This window comes from Pseudoramibacter alactolyticus ATCC 23263, from assembly GCF_000185505.1.
Taxonomy (GTDB): domain Bacteria; phylum Bacillota; class Clostridia; order Eubacteriales; family Eubacteriaceae; genus Pseudoramibacter; species Pseudoramibacter alactolyticus.
This window is the reverse complement of record NZ_GL622359.1, coordinates 1,927,213-1,945,740: the sequence shown is the minus strand read 5'-3', so window position 1 is coordinate 1,945,740 and position 18,528 is coordinate 1,927,213. Positions and strand designations below refer to the sequence as shown.

17 protein-coding genes and 1 pseudogene are annotated in these 18,528 nt (G+C 43.4%); 5 read left to right on the top strand and 13 right to left on the bottom strand.

Translation table 11 applies throughout. The features are described 5' to 3' along the window. Positions 1-54: 54 nt before the first annotated feature. A complete protein-coding gene (locus tag HMPREF0721_RS09290) occupies positions 55-2,349 on the bottom strand; it encodes an ABC transporter permease (protein WP_006599473.1) in 2,295 nt (764 codons plus the stop codon). Further along, positions 2,349-3,057, bottom strand: a pseudogene (locus tag HMPREF0721_RS09285) (ABC transporter ATP-binding protein). The gene HMPREF0721_RS09290 and the pseudogene HMPREF0721_RS09285 overlap by 1 nt, the downstream one beginning before the upstream one ends. Before the next feature lie 256 nt (positions 3,058-3,313). Here HMPREF0721_RS09285 and HMPREF0721_RS09280 point away from each other — a divergent pair. Beyond that, the gene (locus tag HMPREF0721_RS09280) at positions 3,314-3,937 is read left to right on the top strand and encodes a TetR/AcrR family transcriptional regulator (RefSeq protein ID WP_006599471.1); all 624 of its coding nucleotides are present in this window, start codon (positions 3,314-3,316) and stop codon (positions 3,935-3,937) included. 386 nt (positions 3,938-4,323) lie between these two features. On the opposite strand, the gene HMPREF0721_RS12845 is transcribed toward HMPREF0721_RS09280, so the two are convergent. From HMPREF0721_RS12845 to HMPREF0721_RS09250, 5 genes are all read right to left on the bottom strand, one after another. After that, positions 4,324-4,467, bottom strand: a complete 144-nt coding sequence (locus HMPREF0721_RS12845; protein ID WP_006599469.1) for a helix-turn-helix domain-containing protein — start codon at positions 4,465-4,467, stop codon at positions 4,324-4,326. 518 nt (positions 4,468-4,985) lie between these two features. After that, complete coding sequence (locus tag HMPREF0721_RS09265) at positions 4,986-5,600, bottom strand: histidine phosphatase family protein (RefSeq protein ID WP_006599468.1); 615 nt, start codon at positions 5,598-5,600, stop codon at positions 4,986-4,988. 121 nt (positions 5,601-5,721) lie between these two features. Continuing rightward, positions 5,722-7,068, bottom strand: coding sequence for a RuBisCO large subunit C-terminal-like domain-containing protein (locus HMPREF0721_RS09260; protein ID WP_006599467.1), 1,347 nt, complete (start codon positions 7,066-7,068; stop codon positions 5,722-5,724). Positions 7,069-7,192: 124 nt separating this feature from the next. After that, positions 7,193-7,840, bottom strand: coding sequence for a cyclase family protein (locus HMPREF0721_RS09255; RefSeq protein ID WP_006599466.1), 648 nt, complete (start codon positions 7,838-7,840; stop codon positions 7,193-7,195). A 48-nt stretch (positions 7,841-7,888) separates the two neighbouring features. Further along, the gene (locus HMPREF0721_RS09250; RefSeq protein ID WP_040640029.1) at positions 7,889-8,713 is read right to left on the bottom strand and encodes a DUF7973 family transport facilitator; all 825 of its coding nucleotides are present in this window, start codon (positions 8,711-8,713) and stop codon (positions 7,889-7,891) included. A 286-nt stretch (positions 8,714-8,999) separates the two neighbouring features. Here HMPREF0721_RS09250 and HMPREF0721_RS09245 point away from each other — a divergent pair, with 286 nt between their 5' ends. From HMPREF0721_RS09245 to HMPREF0721_RS12465, 4 genes are all read left to right on the top strand, one after another. Then, on the top strand, positions 9,000-10,307 hold the full coding sequence (locus HMPREF0721_RS09245; protein ID WP_006599464.1) for a four-carbon acid sugar kinase family protein: 1,308 nt from the start codon (positions 9,000-9,002) through the stop codon (positions 10,305-10,307). Between the two features lie 43 nt (positions 10,308-10,350). Then, positions 10,351-11,346, top strand: a complete 996-nt coding sequence (gene pdxA / locus HMPREF0721_RS09240; RefSeq protein ID WP_006599463.1) for a 4-hydroxythreonine-4-phosphate dehydrogenase PdxA — start codon at positions 10,351-10,353, stop codon at positions 11,344-11,346. Positions 11,347-11,453: 107 nt separating this feature from the next. Further along, entirely contained in the window at positions 11,454-12,032 is a 579-nt protein-coding gene (locus HMPREF0721_RS12470) for an FAD-dependent oxidoreductase (protein ID WP_083798168.1), read from the top strand. Continuing rightward, entirely contained in the window at positions 12,019-12,237 is a 219-nt protein-coding gene (locus HMPREF0721_RS12465) for an FAD-dependent oxidoreductase (RefSeq protein ID WP_006599460.1), read from the top strand. The genes HMPREF0721_RS12470 and HMPREF0721_RS12465 overlap by 14 nt, the downstream gene beginning before the upstream one ends. Before the next feature lie 43 nt (positions 12,238-12,280). On the opposite strand, the gene HMPREF0721_RS09225 is transcribed toward HMPREF0721_RS12465, so the two are convergent. The 6 genes from HMPREF0721_RS09225 to HMPREF0721_RS09200 form a co-directional block, all read right to left on the bottom strand. After that, positions 12,281-12,757 carry a 3'-5' exonuclease gene (locus tag HMPREF0721_RS09225; protein WP_006599459.1) on the bottom strand — a complete coding sequence of 159 codons (477 nt, stop codon included), beginning with the start codon at positions 12,755-12,757 and terminating at the stop codon, positions 12,281-12,283. A gap of 123 nt (positions 12,758-12,880) precedes the next feature. After that, a complete protein-coding gene (locus HMPREF0721_RS09220) occupies positions 12,881-14,002 on the bottom strand; it encodes a YkvI family membrane protein (protein ID WP_006599458.1) in 1,122 nt (373 codons plus the stop codon). A gap of 63 nt (positions 14,003-14,065) precedes the next feature. Next, positions 14,066-15,184, bottom strand: coding sequence for a 2-hydroxyacyl-CoA dehydratase subunit D (locus HMPREF0721_RS09215; RefSeq protein WP_006599457.1), 1,119 nt, complete (start codon positions 15,182-15,184; stop codon positions 14,066-14,068). A gap of 2 nt (positions 15,185-15,186) precedes the next feature. Next, positions 15,187-16,407 (bottom strand): (R)-2-hydroxyisocaproyl-CoA dehydratase subunit alpha, encoded by a 1,221-nt coding sequence (hadB, locus tag HMPREF0721_RS09210; protein WP_006599456.1) that lies wholly within the window; start codon positions 16,405-16,407, stop codon positions 15,187-15,189. Then, positions 16,407-17,219, bottom strand: a complete 813-nt coding sequence (locus HMPREF0721_RS09205) for an acyl-CoA dehydratase activase (protein ID WP_242821869.1) — start codon at positions 17,217-17,219, stop codon at positions 16,407-16,409. The genes hadB and HMPREF0721_RS09205 overlap by 1 nt, the downstream gene beginning before the upstream one ends. A 62-nt stretch (positions 17,220-17,281) precedes the next feature. Further along, complete coding sequence (locus tag HMPREF0721_RS09200; RefSeq protein ID WP_083798165.1) at positions 17,282-18,490, bottom strand: CoA transferase; 1,209 nt, start codon at positions 18,488-18,490, stop codon at positions 17,282-17,284. Between the last annotated feature and the right edge of the window lie 38 nt (positions 18,491-18,528).

The window sequence follows — 18,528 nt, the reverse complement described above, 5'->3', positions numbered from 1 at the left end:
GCAACCACTCCTTCCCCATAACATCACACCAAGCATGCGCGCGGCGGCCGTCGATTATTCTACGGTTTTTAACGATTCGACCATATCCACCCTTTTAACCTTTCTGAAGACAATCAAGTCGATCAGCATAGAAAAACAAATAACGCTGCCGACAACCAGCAAAAAATGCCCTCTCGTTATTGTCGGCGTCCACTCCATGCTGTCCATAGAGACAACACCGATATAAAGTTTCAGGAATTGCCCGCTCAGCGGAATGCCTACGGCAAGCCCGATGAGAAGATGAAAAATGCTCTCTTTTATGATCAGAGCGTTGATTTCCCGGTTATAAAAGCCTATGACCTTCATGGTCGCGTATTCGCGATAGCGCTCGATACATGACAATATGCCCAAATTGTAAAGAATAACGGCGCTCAAAATGAACGCGGCAAGAATCAGGATATACATGATGGCATGAACACTGTCCATCATTTCTTTCATGTTATTCCTTTGCTTGTCAACAGACATGATATTGCTGATGCGCTTCTCCGCCCCGGCGTGACGATAAGCCGCTTCGTCGCCTATATATATCGTATTCGGCTCAAAGCGCTCAAGGTTATCCTTGTTGACAAAGATGCCCTGCGGCATTTTTGCATCGGCGATGGCCGTGACGGCGATGCTGTGCGTTTCAGACGTCTCGGCGGTTTTATACGCGATGCGCTCTCCGACAGATACGGAAAGTTTTCTGGCCATCTGAGAAGAGATAACGGCCTCTTCGTTTTCCAAATTGATTTTCTCTCTTGTTTTTGCGTCAAACAATCGGATCATATTCCCCGGCCCAAGCGCAAATAAAACGCCTTCTTCAGTCTTCCCGCCATGAGAAAAATCCGCGGACTGTGTCTGCGCAAACTGGGCATTGTATGACTCGAACGATTTTCTGATTTCCTCATACGCCGCCCGCGATACCTGACCGACATACCGATAGCAGAATTCCTCTTTGTACACCTGATTGTAGGAGCCGTACAGCGAATCCCAAACACCGAGGCCGGCAACCATCAGCACCACGCTTCCGATAATGGCGATGATGCTCATCGCGGTGCGCACCGGATGCATTTTCATGCTCCGAATCGTCCATATGATATCAAAGGAATGCTTTGTCCTTTTCTGTTTCTTGCCTATATCCGACTTCTTCTCTATCACACCGCGTATCGTAAATGACGGATTGTTTTTTACGGCCTTTCTTGTCGTGACGACGGTGGCCGCCATGCATATCAAAATCATCAGCAGAATTAATAAAATACTGTCGGCGCCGATGCGCTTATCCCAGACCGGCAGGGTCAGAGTGGATTTTTTAATCGCCATAACCAGATCTGCGACTACGGAATATCCCGCAGCCATTCCGATTATGCTTCCGAGTGCGGCCGTGAAAAAGCCGTACAGCCCGTAATGCAGGTAAATCTGCCAATCGTAGAAGCCCAGGGATTTTAACGTCCCGATCTGAACGATCTGCTTGCTGATCAATCGGCTCATCGTCGTATAAATCGACAGAATGGATAACAGAATAAAAACGAATGAAAACAGCACGGCCATCTTTCTTATTTGGGCAATTTCGTCGTCGACCTGATTTACAGACACCTTGTCCTCTTTCATCGTAAGGGACAAAAAAGCCTCGCCCATGATGGCCTTAACTTCCCGTTGAAGCTTTTCTTTGGATACGGCTTTGCCGGATAAGGCTATTCTTATCTGATTATAGGAAACACCTCCCATCAGTTTTTGAGCGTATTTTTCGCTCATATAGCCGTATCCGTGGCGGACATGGTCCGGAACGGTCTCCGAATAAGCCGTGACAAAATAGATATTTTCGGCATCGAGCACCGTTCCCAATATTTTCACCCGATGCTCGGCGCCGTCGTATGCTATTGAAATTTCATCTCCCGCTTTCAGCCCGTTTGCCCTTGCATAATCCTCGTCAATCCAGAGACCCTCTGCATCTTCCTTTAACCGCTCTCCGCTTCTGATAAGCGGATTGAGCACCTTTTTGGTGCTCTGCTTAAAAGAGTGAACGTAAAGATCCGATTGATTGTGATTGATGACGGCGTTATATTTAACCAGCATCGCACCCTCGGCTTCGCGCACATACGGCAGCTTCCTGATTTTGTCCGTAACGCTGCCCTCGATATGCGCGCCGGCGACATAGACATCTGCTAATTTTGTTTCTTTTTTATAATCATGATAGGCATATTCCATACCTGTCCACACGGCGCTCATGCCGCAGTAGACCGCGATCGACAGAGCGGCCATAACGATGACGGAGATAAACTGAGGCAATAGCCTAAAGGAATCCCGCCTGAATTTTTTATTTAGGTATCCCATTACCACACTACCTCCGCCATCGGAACCGGATTCGGCTGATTGGCGACCTCATTGATTTTGCCGTCCTTCAGCCGGATCAATCTGTCCGCGGCCGGCGCTACGGCGGCATTGTGCGTCACCAGGACAACCGCATTCCCGTATTTTTCCGCCATGGACTGAAGCATGAAGCATGGTCAGTACGCTTTTGCCGGTTTCGCTGTCGAGCGCCGCGGTGGGCTCGTCGCAAAGAAGTAATTTGGGATTTTTGCAAATGGCTCTTGCGATGGATACCCGCTGAAGCTCGCCGCCCGAAAGCTGCGACGGCAGATTATCCGCACGCGTCAGCAGCCCGACCGCTTCTAAAGCTTTCTCTGCGCCGATCGCATTCTCGGACAATTTGGAAACCATATCAACATTTTCGTAAGCCGTAAGCGTCGGGATAAGATTATAAAACTGAAAGACAAAGCCGATATCCCGTCTTCTGTACAGCGTTCTTTCCTTTTCGGTCAGGCTCGATACGGTTTTCTCGCCCACATCAATTTCCCCGCTTGTTACGTAATCCATTCCGCCCAAAAGGTTCAGAAAGGTCGATTTGCCGGAGCCAGAGGGCCCTAAAATCACCGTGAACTGCCCCTGCTCAATGTCCATGTCAACACGATCAAGCGCCCTTATTATATGATTTCCCGTGCGGTATTCCCTCGTTACCCTTCTAAAACGAATAAAGCTCATATCTCAATCCTTTCCCTGCCTGTATTGAATTCGGCGCTCTTATATGTCAATCAATAGAACAAAAGTGAGTTTTTACTCATGTTTATTATCTATTGTTGCATGTTGCCGGCGATTTGTCAATAGAATATGAGCTATTACTCGCATTATATTGATCGCTGCGTTTTTATATGGCATAATCAGACTGGGATTTGACAATCTATGATAAAATCAAAGAAATTGTTGTTACTGTCCGCGCGAAATAACAGAGGTTTAATAAATGCACTCGGAAAAAACCCGCATACCAAAGCAAAAAAGAAGCATCGCAAGAAAAAGGCTCATAAAAAAAACAGCTCTGGGGCTGTTCTCGGAAAAGGGCTATGCAAATGTAAGCACTAACGAAATTGCAAAAGAGGCCAACATCTCTATCGGCTCATTATACCGTTATTTTCCCAATAAAAAAGAAATCTACAACGAGCTGGTCGATGATTTATATTCGGATGTTTTAGAAAAAATAATCCCGGAGGATATTTCCCGGCTCTCTCCGCTTGCGCTGATAAAAAAATATATTTTCTCCGTCATGGAAAGCCACAAATATTTAACTCCGTTCCAGAAGGAAGTTACGTCTTTATCGTATCAAAACGACGATTTTCGCCGATTGGAAAATCCATACCGTACATTTGCAATAAATAAAATATTGTCTTTGCTCGAGTTTTATAAGTCAAGTCTCAAGATAAAGGATCTTTCTACCGCCGCGTTTATGATTCACACGAGCATTGAAGCCATCGTTCACGAGCTTTCGTTCTTCCCCGCCGAAGCGCACGATGAGGAAAAGGTCATAAGCGAATTTGCCGAAATGCTGTATAACTATTTATTCAAAACCCCCGCTCCCCGAGATGATTGAGATCAAACGGATCGCCCGCCGCTTAGGATGCGAAACCCATATGCCTTAACCGGCGGCTTCAGTGATGGTCTTCTGACGCAAGCCTTCCTTTTTTATTTATCATTCAAAATAAATTCAGAATATTTTAAAACTTCCGATAACTTTTCATCGCCTATTAACCTTAATTATCCAAGCTCGTGAAAATATTTGCTACGTCCCTTTGGCGATACCGGCTTCCGGACATGTTGATGTCACAAATAATTATTGATTTTTGTGCGCGTGCTCCTTCGTTGACAAAATATGAAATATTCCCGTTATCTTGCTCTTGATGAAATTCTGCGTGTGAATACCAATCCATCAAATACATCGATTCAATTTTTAGCGCATTCGCCAACGCTGAAGCTTTATCACGGCGCATATTTTCTATACTCTTCGGATTTCCATCTTGATATAGTCTCCTCACTTGCTCCAACTTTCTGCGATAGTTCCTTCATAGTTAATCCCATTTTTTCTCTGTATGTTTGGATAATATCTTTTATCTCCACAGGCATCGCTCCTTAATTTATTTTTAGGACTATCTCCCGCATGCAGGAAGAACTTCTATTGTCTGTCTTTAAAAAACGTTTTTCAATAAGGATTTTCTTTATCAAAGATTTTCTTTTATTTGATTAACTTCAGCCGTAGGATCACCCCCCGCGTATGCGGGAAAGACGGGCCTTTTCATCTGCTCTGGACATGCCCCCTATTTCAACAAAATCAAATATATGCTCCTGACAGTTCTGTTTGTCACTTATTTCTTAATTTATTTGACTGGGATTCTTAGGCGTTAATACCGGCGTTAGCCGGGCAAGTATCAGCGCTTGGTGGGCCAATCGCAACCAAACGGAGAAGACCGTTCAGAAAACACCGTCAAGCGCCAGCCCTTCTTCGGATTCCAGCGATTCCGATAATGACATGGTGCTGGACAAGCTGACGGATAGCCTTTCGGATGTGTTCAGTAATATTTTTTAATCTCAAATGAATAAATCCCGATACCCAAAAATGGTATCGGGATTTTTGCGTGAAGAGGTTAATGGTCGTCGGGAAGCCGCCCAATGTATTTCGGTGTGATCTTATCGTTTGCACAGTCGAAACAACAAACAGAGCCGTTAGGAAGAAAATCAAATTGAATTTGATCAGCCGGCAATCCCTTGGTGTAAGAAAGCCAGGTTTGAATGGCTGTTCCGTGGGATACGACAACAAAAGTTTTCCCAGCATTCATTTGAATTAATGATGAGATTTCCTTTGTGAATCGCGCATAGACTTCAGGCATGCTTTCACCTCCCGGTGGAGCAAAAGCCGATGGATTATCACGGAAAGTATCCAAAATATTGTCATATCGTTCATTGCAAACACTGAAAGGTAATCCTTGAATATCGCCGCCTTCAATTTCATGAAGATTCTCCCGAAGAATGGGAACGATATTGGAATGATGCTTTAATACGCCGGACATGGTGTCGCGTGCTCTGCTTAAAGGACTTGTGAAAGCAGCCTGCAAAGGAATTGTTTTAAAAAAATTTCCAAGTGCATTAGCCTGCTGAATGCCCTTAGGAGTCAGCTTTGTGCCTAGAATCCCCTGGAAAATATGATTTTTATTTTCGAAAGTTTCACCGTGGCGAACGAGGTATAGGGTGGTATTTGCCATTAAATTTGTCTCCTTTTTTCAGTTATATAATCATAAAAGAAAAAACGTGACACCATTTGCTGATGTCACGCAATGATTAGGGGCTCTATATCATATAAAAAGGAAAATGATTCTTTTGCAATTACAGAGCGTATAAGTCTTTACTATGATCGTCGCCGTAGATTCCCCATTTTTCAATAGCCACCTTCAATTCTTCGGAGCCTTTTTCAGCCGCTTCTCTCAAAAGCACATCATTCATGCACGCATCAATTGTTTCACGGAATGCTCTCGCTCCGGCTTGGGGGCCCATCGGATGCGCGTGGATGCCAGCGCCAGCGCCGAGGAGAATATCGTTGCCGGCGTCAGACATAAATTTCGGAATAAGACCCGGAACCACGCCGCCGCCAACAAAGGGCAGCATGGGCTTGAGGTCATACATTTTTGCTTTGGCCGTGATCATGTTTTCGATATAGTTATCGAAAGTATTGTCGAACTTCCCGTAAGGCGGCTGAGTCAGATAGATATCGCAGCCGGCAATACGGCAAAGTTTCGTGACGACTTTGGAACTCATACCTTGATAAGGTGAAGAAGTGAAAGCGCCATTGAAGCAACTATGACCCAAAATCGGCACAGTGATATCCGGATCTTCCGCCAACATTCTAACAGCAGTATAACCGACTCCGTGGACATCAACCATAATGCAGTTACCCCCATTTTCAATGACGGTCATAGCATTGGCTTTCAAGCGCGAAACTTCGTCGGTGATATTGCAAGCATAAAGTGTTTTTTCCTGCTTAATATCTTCTGCACGATGAGCTGCATCCATATTTAATTTAACGCGATCCGCTAATTTGTTGAATGAGCGATCGCCACCGATCAATTCGTCGTCTTTGATAATGTCGACGCCGCCCGCTGCAGCTTCATAAAAAAGTTTTTCACCGACTTCAGGGGTATAGCCTGTGCAAGGTTTGATCATGTTGTTAAGTAAGGGGCGATCGTAAACATTTAAGATTTTACGAATACCGTTAAGACCAAATTTAGGTCCTTGGAATTTGTCGACAAATTTTTTGGGAAAGTCAATATCTAAAAGCTTCAAATTCGGCATAGACATGATGTTCCCACTGATGCTGCCGATGAGCAACGGGATGTTATCTTCAATGTTGGCTACCGGGAAGCCAATGCGAACAATGAACCAACGATAACCGTCCGGGCCAACCGCATTAACAAGATCGGTTCTGTTTTCATAAGCGGGGATCTCATAAATTCCAATAACTTTTGAAGCATATTTTGTGCGAACTTCATCTGTTTCAGCCGGAACATCAACCCAAGATCCGGTTGTTTGTTCAATTCCGATGCTGTTCATTTTGACGACGACATCTTCATCGCGGTGACAGGCGATCAAATAGGTCGCGATACAAAGATCGTCTAAGTCGCACCCTTCATAAAGTGGATTTAATAACGTTCCATACATTCTGTTTTGCTGAATCATTTTATCTTCCTCCCTGTTGGAACAGATGTAATTCTGTTTCGTTTATATGAATATTATAGAGTGTTAAAAATATATTTTCTAGATTGAAAATATTTTCCTATTATTTTTACAATCTTAGAAAGTATTAATCATCTACAATAGCAAAAGCTCTGGTCGGAGATCCGCCTGCCCCACGGAGTTTCAGAGGAACCGCGTAAAATTTGAATGTTTTATATCGCATTATTTCATCCGGGAATGCACATTCTTCTAAAACAAAGATATTATAGGGTAACAATTGTGAATGAGCCGGTTTGCCGTTTTCATAGGAGCCAATACTCATCCCATCAATGCCGACACCCTTAACGCCTTTTTCACGCAACCATTTTGCACCTTCTCCTGATAAATAAGGCCATGCTTTCATGTAATCTTCGCCATAACCTCTATGTTTCGTCCAACCAGTATTAATTAGAACAATTGAATCTTTTTTGATTAAGCTTTCGTAAGGCTTAAGATCATCGATGGTGACTTCATAGTTATCTTCAACTCCTCGTTTATCGATTACGACGGCTTCACCAATGAATTGATCAATAGGCATGGCATCAATTGTATCCATATCTGCGTAATTGTGGAACGGAGCATCTAAATGTGTTGCTGTGTGTGTGTTGATATTGAGTCGTTCTGACGTGTAGCCTTCCTTACCTACAAATGTTTCGTGACCAAGTTCAGCGTTTTCGTAGGCATACCAACCTGGGCAATCCGGATAAATATCTTGTGTCATATCAATAATTTTCATGGCTTTTTCCTTTCAAGGGTTCATTAATACTAAAAATAGATTTTAAATTTAGAGGATAATATAATAAATTATCCATATTACGACGCTTAAAACACCAATGGCCGTGGCTGGTGGATCAATATGTGTACTGACATCTGTATTGATCGCATCGCCAATTAAAGTCATTACAATGGCTGCAATTGCGCCCCATACAGCTCCCACAATTGTATTGTTTGTTGCCATTAATGCATATGCTGCAATGCAAGTAATATGATGGGTTGGTGGGAAATTTGGTTCGATGAAATAGAACAACAATGAGGCAAGACTTAGATAGAAGGGCAACCAGACATTTCCCGTAGCTTTTCCTAACCATGCAGCCGCAAAACCAATAACGGCGCCAACAAAAGCGATATAGAACCATTCAAATTTTTTGGTTGTATAGCGTGGGATATCGTGAATTTTAGAATTCCAGAATTTCCCATCTCCAAAAATAATTCGAACAATCACGGAAACAACAATAACATTTAGTGCTCCCGCATCAATTGGTTGTTGAAGCAATCCAATAAGGTAAGTTAACACGACCCCAACAATGGCGAATAAACCAGAAATGATCAAAGCAGAAATGTCATTAAAAGTGTTTAAACTTTTAAGAATTTCGGCACCTCCAAGATCATGTTTCCTAATTTTAGAAGCATACGCTGTTCCCGCAACGGCACCAGTAAATGCTACGAATGGAATGAAGCCGTAAGATAAACAATTTGCCATTAGTTTGTTTCCTGGAAACATACACACCACTAATGCCAAAAATCCGGCAAGCATGCATTCTTCAAAAGCACCAACTAGGGCACCAATGACGCCTGCGCAAAATGCGCAGCCAATCATAAAAACACTCACATATTTCCTCCTTTCTCAAAATCAAATCTTCACAAATATAAACTACACTCCCTCCTTTGCAACTTTAAAATCGTGATAATATGAAAAACATGATGAAATTCCTCCTCCTTTCTCAGCAAAGAACTACGTTTACAAACATATTGTAAAACAATTATTTTTTAATTTTAAGAGCAAAAATATTTTCACACTAGAAAATAAAACGTTTTTCATTCATTATAAGAGTAGAAATTTGCTCGAATCAGGGGAAATTTGATTTGAATATTTTTGTATTCAAGGGGGGATAATTATGCTTAAGTGTGTGGTAATAGCAGATGATTTAACAGGGGCGAATGCCACTGGTGTTTTATTACGAGAGCAAGGCTATTCGACATCAACAATTTTAAATTGCCCTGATGATGAAGAAAGCGCTGAGATTAATGAAAGTGATTGTGTAACATTTACAACGGATAGCCGTTGTATTAATCAAGATGAAGCCTATAAAAAAGTATTTCGTCTCACAAAGATGTTTAAAAATAAATCTTTGTCACTTTTAAATAAGAGAATTGATAGCACGTTAAGAGGAAATTTGGGCGCTGAAACAGATGCAATGCTCGATGCGATGGGGGAAGATTACACGGCTATCGTTGTTCCATGTGCACCAGCGTCGGGGCGTGTGTCTATTGGTGGCTATTTAACGGTTGATGGTGTGATCTTACACAAAACTGAGGCTGCATTAGATCCAAAGACACCTGTTCAAGATTCAAGAGTCAAAAAATTATTTGAACAGCAAACAAAGTATCCTGTTGCATCAATTATGATCCGGGATATTGATAGAGGAAAAGAATGGCTTTCAAATGAAATAAAATTATTAGTACATGAAGGAAATCGTATTATAATTTTTGATGCGATAACTCAAGAAGATATCAATATGATTAGTGAGGCAGTAATAGCAAGTAACATTCATTTTATTGCCGTGGATCCTGGGGCCTTTACAGCAACCTTAGCTTCTAAACTAATTGTTTCTGAAAAAAAAAGATATAAAAATAAAATTTTATTAATCCAAGGGAGCGTAAATCCTGTTGCTAAAACGCAGATGGAAAATTTTTGGCTTGCGCAGCAGGTTTTTAACGTTTATGTTAAAACAGAACAGTTAATAAAATCAGAGAAAGAACGCGAAACAGAAATTAATCGGGCGGTACAAACTGTTCTGGCGCAAATTGATAATTATGATCTTTTTAGTGTGACGGGAGATGGCATACAGCCAGAGTATCGATTGGATTTACCTGTTATTGCCAAAAAAATGAAAAAGACTGTTGACGAAGTAAGCGATATTATTAATTTTTCAATGGCAACAATCGCGCATAAAATTTTAGAAAAGGTCCCGGCGATACAGGGGATATATTCAAGTGGCGGCGACATGACAGCGGCCTTTTGCAAAGTGACGCATCTTCTTGGCTTAAAATTAATTGATGAACCAGTCCCTTTGGCAGCGGCAGGTGTGTTGATTGGAGGCGATTTTCCTCAAAAATACATTGTTACAAAGGGTGGTATGACTGGAAGCCCGGACGCAATTAATATATGCATTGCAAAACTTATATCCGAGTTGAATATGTAATTTGAAATGAAATTTTGTTTTATAAAAAGGAGTTTTGTAAATAATGAAACCTAAAATTGCTATACCTATTGGGGACCCAGCTGGAATAGGGCCAGAAATTAGTGTTAAAGCCTTAAAAAACAAACAAGTTTATGAACGTGCGATTTGCATTGCGATTGGTGACAAGCAGATTATAGAAAATGCAATGAAAATTGTCGGTTCTTTTCAAAAACTCCATATTATTGAGAACCCAAAAGAAGCTGTCGATGATGGCAATATTTTAAATGTTATAAATATTTCTAATATTGATATGGAGAAATTTTCATTTGGAAAAGTTAATCCAATGTGTGGTCGAGCAGCTTATGAGTATATTGAACAAGCCATCAAACTGGCTATGGATAGAGAAGTCGATGCTGTTACGACAACAACAATTAATAAAGAAGCTATTAAATTGGCCGGTGTTCCGTATATTGGTCATACAGAAATATTTGGAGCCTTGACGGGAACGGAAGATCCACTGACTCTTTTTGAAGTTCAGAGAATGCGAATCCTTTTTCTATCCCGACATGTTTCATTAAGACAGGCATGCGACATGGTTACTAAATCCAGAATAAAAGATTATGTTAAAAGGGGTATCGCTGTTTTAAAACAGTTGGGATTGGAAAATCCAAGTATGGCTGTGGCCGGATTAAATCCCCATTGTGGTGAACATGGAATTCTTGGGACAGAAGAACAAACAGACATTATTCCTGCTGTGCAAGAATTGAAAGAAGAAGGATATAATGTTTTCGGTCCGATAGGTGCGGATTCTATTTTTCATCAAGCCTTGGAAGGCAGATTTGACAGTGTACTTTCTTTGTATCATGATCAAGGGCATGTCGCGGCAAAAACCTTAGATTTTGACAGAACAGTATCTATTACAGGTGGGATGCCGATTCTGCGAACTTCAGTAGATCATGGGACTGCTTTTGATATCGCTGGGAAAGGAATAGCAAGCGAGGTTAGTCTGGTTGAGACAATTAAGGTTGCTTCAAAGTATGCCCCTTCATTTGTCGGATAAATTAAGGTTGTATACATTTTGGAAAATCCCTTCGTATATAGATGTGAGAGAATTACAACTATTCATGAGGGGATTTTTTGAAAAACTTAAACTCAAGTTATTAGAAAATATCTTCAGTCTGGAAATTTAAAACATGCATTATAAAATATTTCATAGAAGTTCTATATATCTTAAGAAAGGAATTTCTGAAAACGGATATTCTGATTATCGGTACTGGGGTCGTCGGGTCAGCGATTGCAAGAAAATTATCGCATTATAATCTCGATATTATGCTGATGGAAAATCAGGATGATGTTTGCATGGAAACAAGCAAAGCAAATTCTTCAATGATTCATAGTGGTTACAATATTGATGGCACGAAGTTAAAGGGACAACTATGCCTCAGAGCGAACACACAAGTTTACGATAAAGTTTGTCGCGAGCTCAATGTTGATTTTCGCCATACAGGACCTGTCTTTGCAGGATTTAACGACGAACATCTTAAAACGATGAAAGCAGAAGTCGAAAATGCCGAGAAAAATGGATTAAAGGGTGTTCGGATTGTGGGTCATGATGAAATGATGGCACTAGAGCCCAACATCAATCCAGATGTTAAATACGGCTTGCATGATCCTAATAGCGGCACGGTTAATCCCTTTGACTGGATCATGGCATATAGCAGAAAATGCGGTGATGAATGGCGTTAAGATCTATTTAAATACCGAAGTCACCAATATTCATGTCGATCAGAGAAAAATCGAAAGTGTTGATGCTACCATTGGAACCTTTCAACCGACGATCGTCATTAACGCGGCGGGACTGTACTCAGATAAAATAGCAGCAATGGTGGAAGATGTGGATTTCTATATCCATCCGCGGAAGGTTGAATATTTCCTCTACGATAAAAAATAGGGTCAATTTGTCAAGTATTGTGTTTATTCACCCCCGGCTCTCACTAAATCATACACCTTATTAGCGGCTCTATATCCATGCGGTGCAAAGTCTGATTGATAAATTGAACATCAAAATCGACATGATATCTGATGAGATCATCACTGCCGATAAAAGCCAGAAACGCTTTGATCGCTTCGGCTTCCGGCCGGCCGCCATCAGCCAGCAGCGTATCCGTGATTCCGGTGGGATCGGTGATTTTTTTCGGCAACCTATGCGGATGCACGATCAACTGTTCAAAGGTCGATACGGTTTGCCCATCGACCTTCACGGCGCCGATCTCAATGATCCGGTTCTTCGCCGCGTCGAGGCCGTCCGTTTCCAGATCGATCACCACATAGGGCCTGGGAGCCGTGCGCTGCCCGCCATAAAGCGTTTGGCCCTGCGTATCTTGGATGCCCGGCTGAAACCCGGCTTGAGGGCATCGGATTTTCCGGCGCGTTCGGGTGCCGGCAGCATCACCAGCGGAATCCCGTCGCAATCGATCACCTCTCGGGCGCCAGCCAAATATAAAAAGCTACCGCAGAATACACCTGCGATAGCGTTTAATGGCCCTTTTTAACTTCTTCTTTTTACATTTTTATTTCAAGGAAAAGGATAGTTCTTATTCAACTTCTGGATGCTCCTTGGCAAACTTTGCATTTTTAATCGGCGCAATAATAGCTAAAGGTAATATCACTACGAAAATACAAAACCGTCCAAGCCAACCATAACCAACTGCCACCAATTTAGTAATGCCCGTGACCGCCATAGTTGTGGAGAGAATGATGGCAATGGCCGAAATAACTGCACGGCGAATCGAAAGACTCGTCGATTTTAAAATTGCATTTTCGTAACGCGCAACAAATCCAAATACCACACCGACACCCGTGGATACAAAAGCAAGGAAGAGAATGCAGGAATAAGCCGTTGTAAGTAAAGCTAATCCCTGGCTCTTTGCAATGGTTAAAATTGGCAGTTTATTAACCGCGACTTCCGGCATATAGCCCAAAATCATGATTGCGCACAGTACTGTCATCACGGCATTAAGCACGAATCCAACAACCGCAAATTTTTTACAAAGCGATTTGTCAGTAAGTGTCTGTGACGCTGAGACCAGAGAGCCTGCAACAAGCGACTGGAATCCCGCGTAAAGCAGCGCATGCCAGAGCACCTGCCCGAAAGAGCCGTTAACGGTTTTTTCCGCAAAAATTCTACTCAGATTTTCGCTCCCAGACCGAATTCCTGGAATCAGCAAAACAACGAGACAAATAAGAATCAGCAATGTAATCGCGCTGGAAGCATTTCGCACCAACTTAGCGCCAAAAATCGTCAAAAGGAAGAAAATAAAACCCGTTAAAATGATCCCAATATAATAATTGAGTCCAAAGACATCTTTAAACAATTCGCCACTTCCTGCGATGGCAATGCCCACTCCAACAAGCGTTAATACGAGATAACCGATATCAAAGATCACTTTTCCGATTCTGCCATAAGGTTCGTAGAGCTTTTCGGCCATTTTATCGTAAGAATGAACGTCGTGATTTTTAGCGATGAGCACCGCCTGATAATAGATCCAAGCCAGCAGAGCCATCACAAACACCGGAACGATAGCGGCCGTCCAACCGAATTTAACGAAATATTGAACTGTTTGGTTCCCTGTTGCAAATCCCCCGCCAACATGAGCTCCAAACCAGACCGCTGCAACACCAAAAGCAATAGCGAGAGAATTTTTATTATTACCCATTCTGTTCTCCTCAATGTAAATAGGGAGCGAAAAATTATTAAAATCTTTCGCTTTTCTTGCATCTTATAAGATTTCCGCAAAAGTCTGGATTCTGGTTTTAATTTGTTCTGAAGCACTTTCCTGTTGGTCAAATTCAAAAGACACGGCAATAATGCCACCAGCCTTAATATCCTTCATACAAATCGGCATATCGTATTCTTCATCATCCGAGAATTTCATCACGGCAAAGATCGCGCCGGTTGCACCTCTTTCTTTGGCCAGTTTTGCGACAAGTTTCCCACGCAATTTCTTCGGATCATAAGCCACTGAAAAACCTTCGAGTTTTTGCCAGTATCTCGCAAGGCGTTCAATGCCACTTTTGTCATCCGGTACATCTTGGTTATACTGAACCGAGTCGTGTCCTACTAAATCACCAACAATGCGCAGATGATTTTCTTCCATAAAACCAAGCACATTGTTGTCGTCAAACTGGAGTCCGGTCACCACGACTTTCTTGCCGTCGTAGGTTTCTTTCGGCATGGCACGCAGTTTTTCGTTAATGGCCTTCACGATTTCAAGATGTTCCGCTCTGGGCATATACCAGACGCTCTTATAAACATTCGAACGGTCAATATTCGTGATGGTGTTTGCGTGTTTTGCCGCAAGATCAGAAAATTCCCTCATTTCGCTTCGATGTTCATTGTACAAATCAATTGCCGCCGACAACGCTTCTTCCGTCACTTTCTGACCGCTGATTGCTTCCAGACGCCCCTGGAGTTTTTGAAGCTCTGAAGCCATAAATTCGTGACCGCACTCCAAAAATCGATTCTGCGGATAGGCGAGGAACAAAGTCGGAAAAGCCTTAACGCCAGCTTCCAAGTTTTGCCCCAGGCAAATCAAGGTATCTGTCAATCCCGGGCAAATCATTCCGCTGAGCTTGTCATAGGTACCATTGAGGGCGTATTCCATGGTAACCATTGCCACAGAAGCTGCAAAGGCCGGAAAATATTGTTTGGATAGATCAAGGGTAACGCCGTAATCCCCCCAAACGCCAACCGGCATCATGCCGGCTGCTTCAACTAATTCCATCGGTCCGATGGGCAAAACCATCCCCATCGCTTTTTTGCCCTGATCAACATATTGATTAATAGCATCAATGGGATGATCGGCAACCGTTTGAACCCGTTCTAATAATGCTTTCATATCTATTTGCCCTCCCTTTTCTGATCCATTACTTCAACAAGCCCCTGAAGGCGCGTTTCAAACTGTGCTTCGGTAAAGACTCGTGGATCAGCCTGACAGCCGTCAAAACCCGTGTAGGGAATGCCAGTTTGTTCATAGACATCCCGCGCCATCTGGTACTGGATAAAACTCATCAGCTTGCAGCTTCTATTCATATGGTAAAAGGCCCCTTCGCAATTACCATCCTTAAGCGCATTAACACGGTATTCCGTCATCTTTTTCAGATTGACATTATTAAAAATGGTCGAGTACGCTTTAGCCAAACCTTCGAGATCGTTCATCTCGTACTGCAGCGCCCAGGCATGAGGGTAAACACTGCCCGTCATATTGACCTTATATTTGCTAAAGGATCTTAATTTATAACCGATATAGGGCCAGCAGGGTATCCCTTCCATCATAATGCGGTATTTTTCCTCCGCGCGGTTATCCGATGTACCGTTTTTAACGTGCTCTTCCAGCTCACTGATTAACAGCTTAAACGCCTCTGTTGTTTCCTTCTTCCCGCGATAACACACGATCACAGCCATGTAGGTAAACAAGTCGAAGCCGTTCATCGGCGCCGGATAAACATCGGTAGACATCATCATGGATTTTTTCCACAGTTTTCCGTTTTCTGAGGAAATTTCCATCACTTTTTCAAGTTTTGTCGGATCAAATTTTCTGCCAGAAATTTCTTCCAGCTGAGTAATCGCATATTTAAACTGTTCGACAAAGTATTTGATCCGGCTCGCGCTGACATCATCCTCATCGTTAAACGCCGTGTCAATCATAATTAACGGAATATCCAGTTCCCGAGCAATATTTTCATACCACTTGACCACTTCGTTGCAGATGTTGTTGCAACAGCAGAGAAAATCCGGTTTGGGCATATTCAAATTCTCCGAACCGCCATTAATAAGCACACCGAAATTGGTTCTGGCATAGGCGCACAAGTCAATGGAATAGCCTTTCGCTTCTGCGGCCTCTTCCAACTTCAACGATTCTTTTTTCGCTGCAACCCCGGCGGCCTGGTTTTCCGGATACAACAGCGGCAGATCAAAAGCCGTGACGATTTCCTGAGGGAAGATGGATGTCGCCCAGCCGACCGGAATCCCCTTCTCTTTTGCTTCCCAGGCTTCTGCATAAGACTGTGCAAGAATGCCGTTAATCATTTTTTTAGCGGTTACTTTTTTTTCTTCTCCCATTACTTTCCCTCCTTATAATGATTTGATGATATTGCTTCTTCATAGGCAAACAATGCCGCGCCCAATGCCCCGTTGAGTTGTGCACAAAATTCGGGAACGATGATGTCAACACCCAGGGCCTCCTCCATCGCCTCCACAACGCCTTGATTTCTCGCGACGCCGCCAACCATAACGACCTTTTGCCGAACGCCGACCCGTTTGACAAGGCCGGAAACTCTTCCCGCAACAGAAGCGTGAATGCCTGCAATAATGTCTTCTTTCGGTATTTCCTTGGATAAATGCGAAATGACCTCTGATTCCGCAAAGACCGTGCAGGTGCTGCTGATGGATACCGGATTTAAAGCCTGGGCGGACAACGCACCAAGCTCTGAGACTTCTGTTTCCAAAACGCCGGACATCACATCCAGAAACCGTCCCGTTCCAGCCGCGCATTTGTCGTTCATCACAAAATTGGTCAGCCGGCCGTCATCATCTAGACTTAAAGCCTTGGCGTCCTGACCGCCGATATCGATCACCGTTCTCGCATCCGGCACCAAAAAGTGAACACCCTTTGCGTGACAGCTCAGCTCGCTGATCTGCTTATCCGCCGCTTTAAAGCTCATCCGCCCATACCCCGTAACCACGACTTTATCCATATCACTCATGGTCATACCGGATTTTTCCTCCAGCGCTTCAATGACCTTTTGAGGACCGGATGTGCCGGCTCCCGACGCATAGATAATGCTTTCAACCACTTTGCTGCCGTTTAACAAGATCACGCCCTTCGAGGCTGTCGAGCCATAGTCCAGGCCCATTGTATAAACCTTCGTCATAAACATCTTATCCTTTGATGTCATTCACACAGCCCGCGCTGACTGCGCGGATCATCCTTTTTTTAATTGATCACTTTCTTTTCTCTCAGCTCTGCCAGTTTTTTGTCCGAATAATCGATCTCCTTGAGCACTTCTTCAGTATGTTCTCCGAGCTTCGGCGAGAGCACATATTCCGGCGTACCTCTGTCCGGAAATTGAACCGGATTCGTAAACATCACGCGCTCATTGCCGCTACGATATTTGATATTGATGAGGAAATCGTTAGCCCAGCATTGTTCGTCCTTCATAATATCCACCGGCGTCTGGAGCTTTTCAAATGGAATTCCCGCCTTTTGCAGGCGTTCGCACCAATAGTCGATGGGGTGCTTCACGAATTCCTGCTCCATGATGCCCACAAATTCTTCAACGCAATTCACCACACTCTTCATCGTGCTGTACTTCGACCCTTTAAGATCCGAACGCTCAATAACAATATCGCAAAATCCCGGGAACCACTTGTCATACTGGAAAAAGGCCAACTGTAGCCATTTATCATCCGCACATTTATAAGTCGTATTGAGCGGATTTGGCGGCTGACGACGGGAAATCGGCATATTGTAGCCGTATTGCGCTGCATTCACATAAAGACCAAGACCAAAGACAGCTGTGTGGAACAGGGATACCGTCACCTTTTCACCTTCTCCGGTGATGGTTTTGTTATGCAAGGCTGCCAGCACACCGGCTACCAGGTTCATTCCCGCATAGTGGTCACCCAATGCCGCTGCCGAATTGCAGGGCGATGTGCCGGTTTCCATCAGACTAGCCGCGACGCCCCCTCTGGCAAAATAAGCCGTATAATCAAAAGCGGGATTGTCTTTGGCCGGACCTTTATCTCCATAACCCAGCAAATGTGCATAAATAATGTGCGGATATTTTTCGTGAATGGTTTTATAATCCAAACCGCTTTTGTCCAGCGCCTTCTGGCGAGTATTCGTTAAAAAGATATCGGCATCTTCCAATAAATCATAGATGACCTGGGCACCTTCCGGCTGTCTGGTATCAATGATGATCCCTTTTTTTCCAGCGTTCTCCATTTCAAACAACGGACATTCGTCTTCCTCTGTCGGGAAATTCCACTGCATCCCAACCGCCCGGGTTGTATCCCCGAAAGCCGCTTCGATTTTAATAACCTCGGCCCCCCAGTCAGCCAACACACGGCCGCTGATCGGCGCTGCGACAAAATTTGCATATTCAATTACTTTGATTCCTTCGAGCAATTTCCGTTTTTGCATCATACCCTCCTCTGAAACCATGAAACGACTGAACCTGA

Excerpts from the sequence above, each read along its gene's own strand:
- HMPREF0721_RS09255 (WP_006599466.1), bottom strand. The coding sequence starts at position 7,840 with ATGAAAATTATTGATATGACACAAGATATTTATCCGGATTGCCCAGGT.
- HMPREF0721_RS09220 (WP_006599458.1), bottom strand. The coding sequence starts at position 14,002 with ATGGGTAATAATAAAAATTCTCTCGCTATTGCTTTTGGTGTTGCAGCG.
- HMPREF0721_RS09260 (WP_006599467.1), bottom strand. The coding sequence starts at position 7,068 with ATGATTCAGCAAAACAGAATGTATGGAACGTTATTAAATCCACTTTAT.
- HMPREF0721_RS12465 (WP_006599460.1), top strand. The coding sequence starts at position 12,019 with ATGAATGGCGTTAAGATCTATTTAAATACCGAAGTCACCAATATTCAT.
- HMPREF0721_RS09280 (WP_006599471.1), top strand. The coding sequence starts at position 3,314 with ATGCACTCGGAAAAAACCCGCATACCAAAGCAAAAAAGAAGCATCGCA.
- HMPREF0721_RS09290 (WP_006599473.1), bottom strand. The coding sequence starts at position 2,349 with ATGGGATACCTAAATAAAAAATTCAGGCGGGATTCCTTTAGGCTATTG.
- HMPREF0721_RS12845 (WP_006599469.1), bottom strand. The coding sequence starts at position 4,467 with ATGCCTGTGGAGATAAAAGATATTATCCAAACATACAGAGAAAAAATG.
- HMPREF0721_RS09205 (WP_242821869.1), bottom strand. The coding sequence starts at position 17,219 with ATGACGAAGGTTTATACAATGGGCCTGGACTATGGCTCGACAGCCTCG.
- HMPREF0721_RS09265 (WP_006599468.1), bottom strand. The coding sequence starts at position 5,600 with ATGGCAAATACCACCCTATACCTCGTTCGCCACGGTGAAACTTTCGAA.
- HMPREF0721_RS09215 (WP_006599457.1), bottom strand. The coding sequence starts at position 15,184 with ATGAAAGCATTATTAGAACGGGTTCAAACGGTTGCCGATCATCCCATT.
- pdxA (WP_006599463.1), top strand. The coding sequence starts at position 10,351 with ATGAAACCTAAAATTGCTATACCTATTGGGGACCCAGCTGGAATAGGG.
- HMPREF0721_RS09200 (WP_083798165.1), bottom strand. The coding sequence starts at position 18,490 with ATGCAAAAACGGAAATTGCTCGAAGGAATCAAAGTAATTGAATATGCA.
- hadB (WP_006599456.1), bottom strand. The coding sequence starts at position 16,407 with ATGGGAGAAGAAAAAAAAGTAACCGCTAAAAAAATGATTAACGGCATT.
- HMPREF0721_RS09245 (WP_006599464.1), top strand. The coding sequence starts at position 9,000 with ATGCTTAAGTGTGTGGTAATAGCAGATGATTTAACAGGGGCGAATGCC.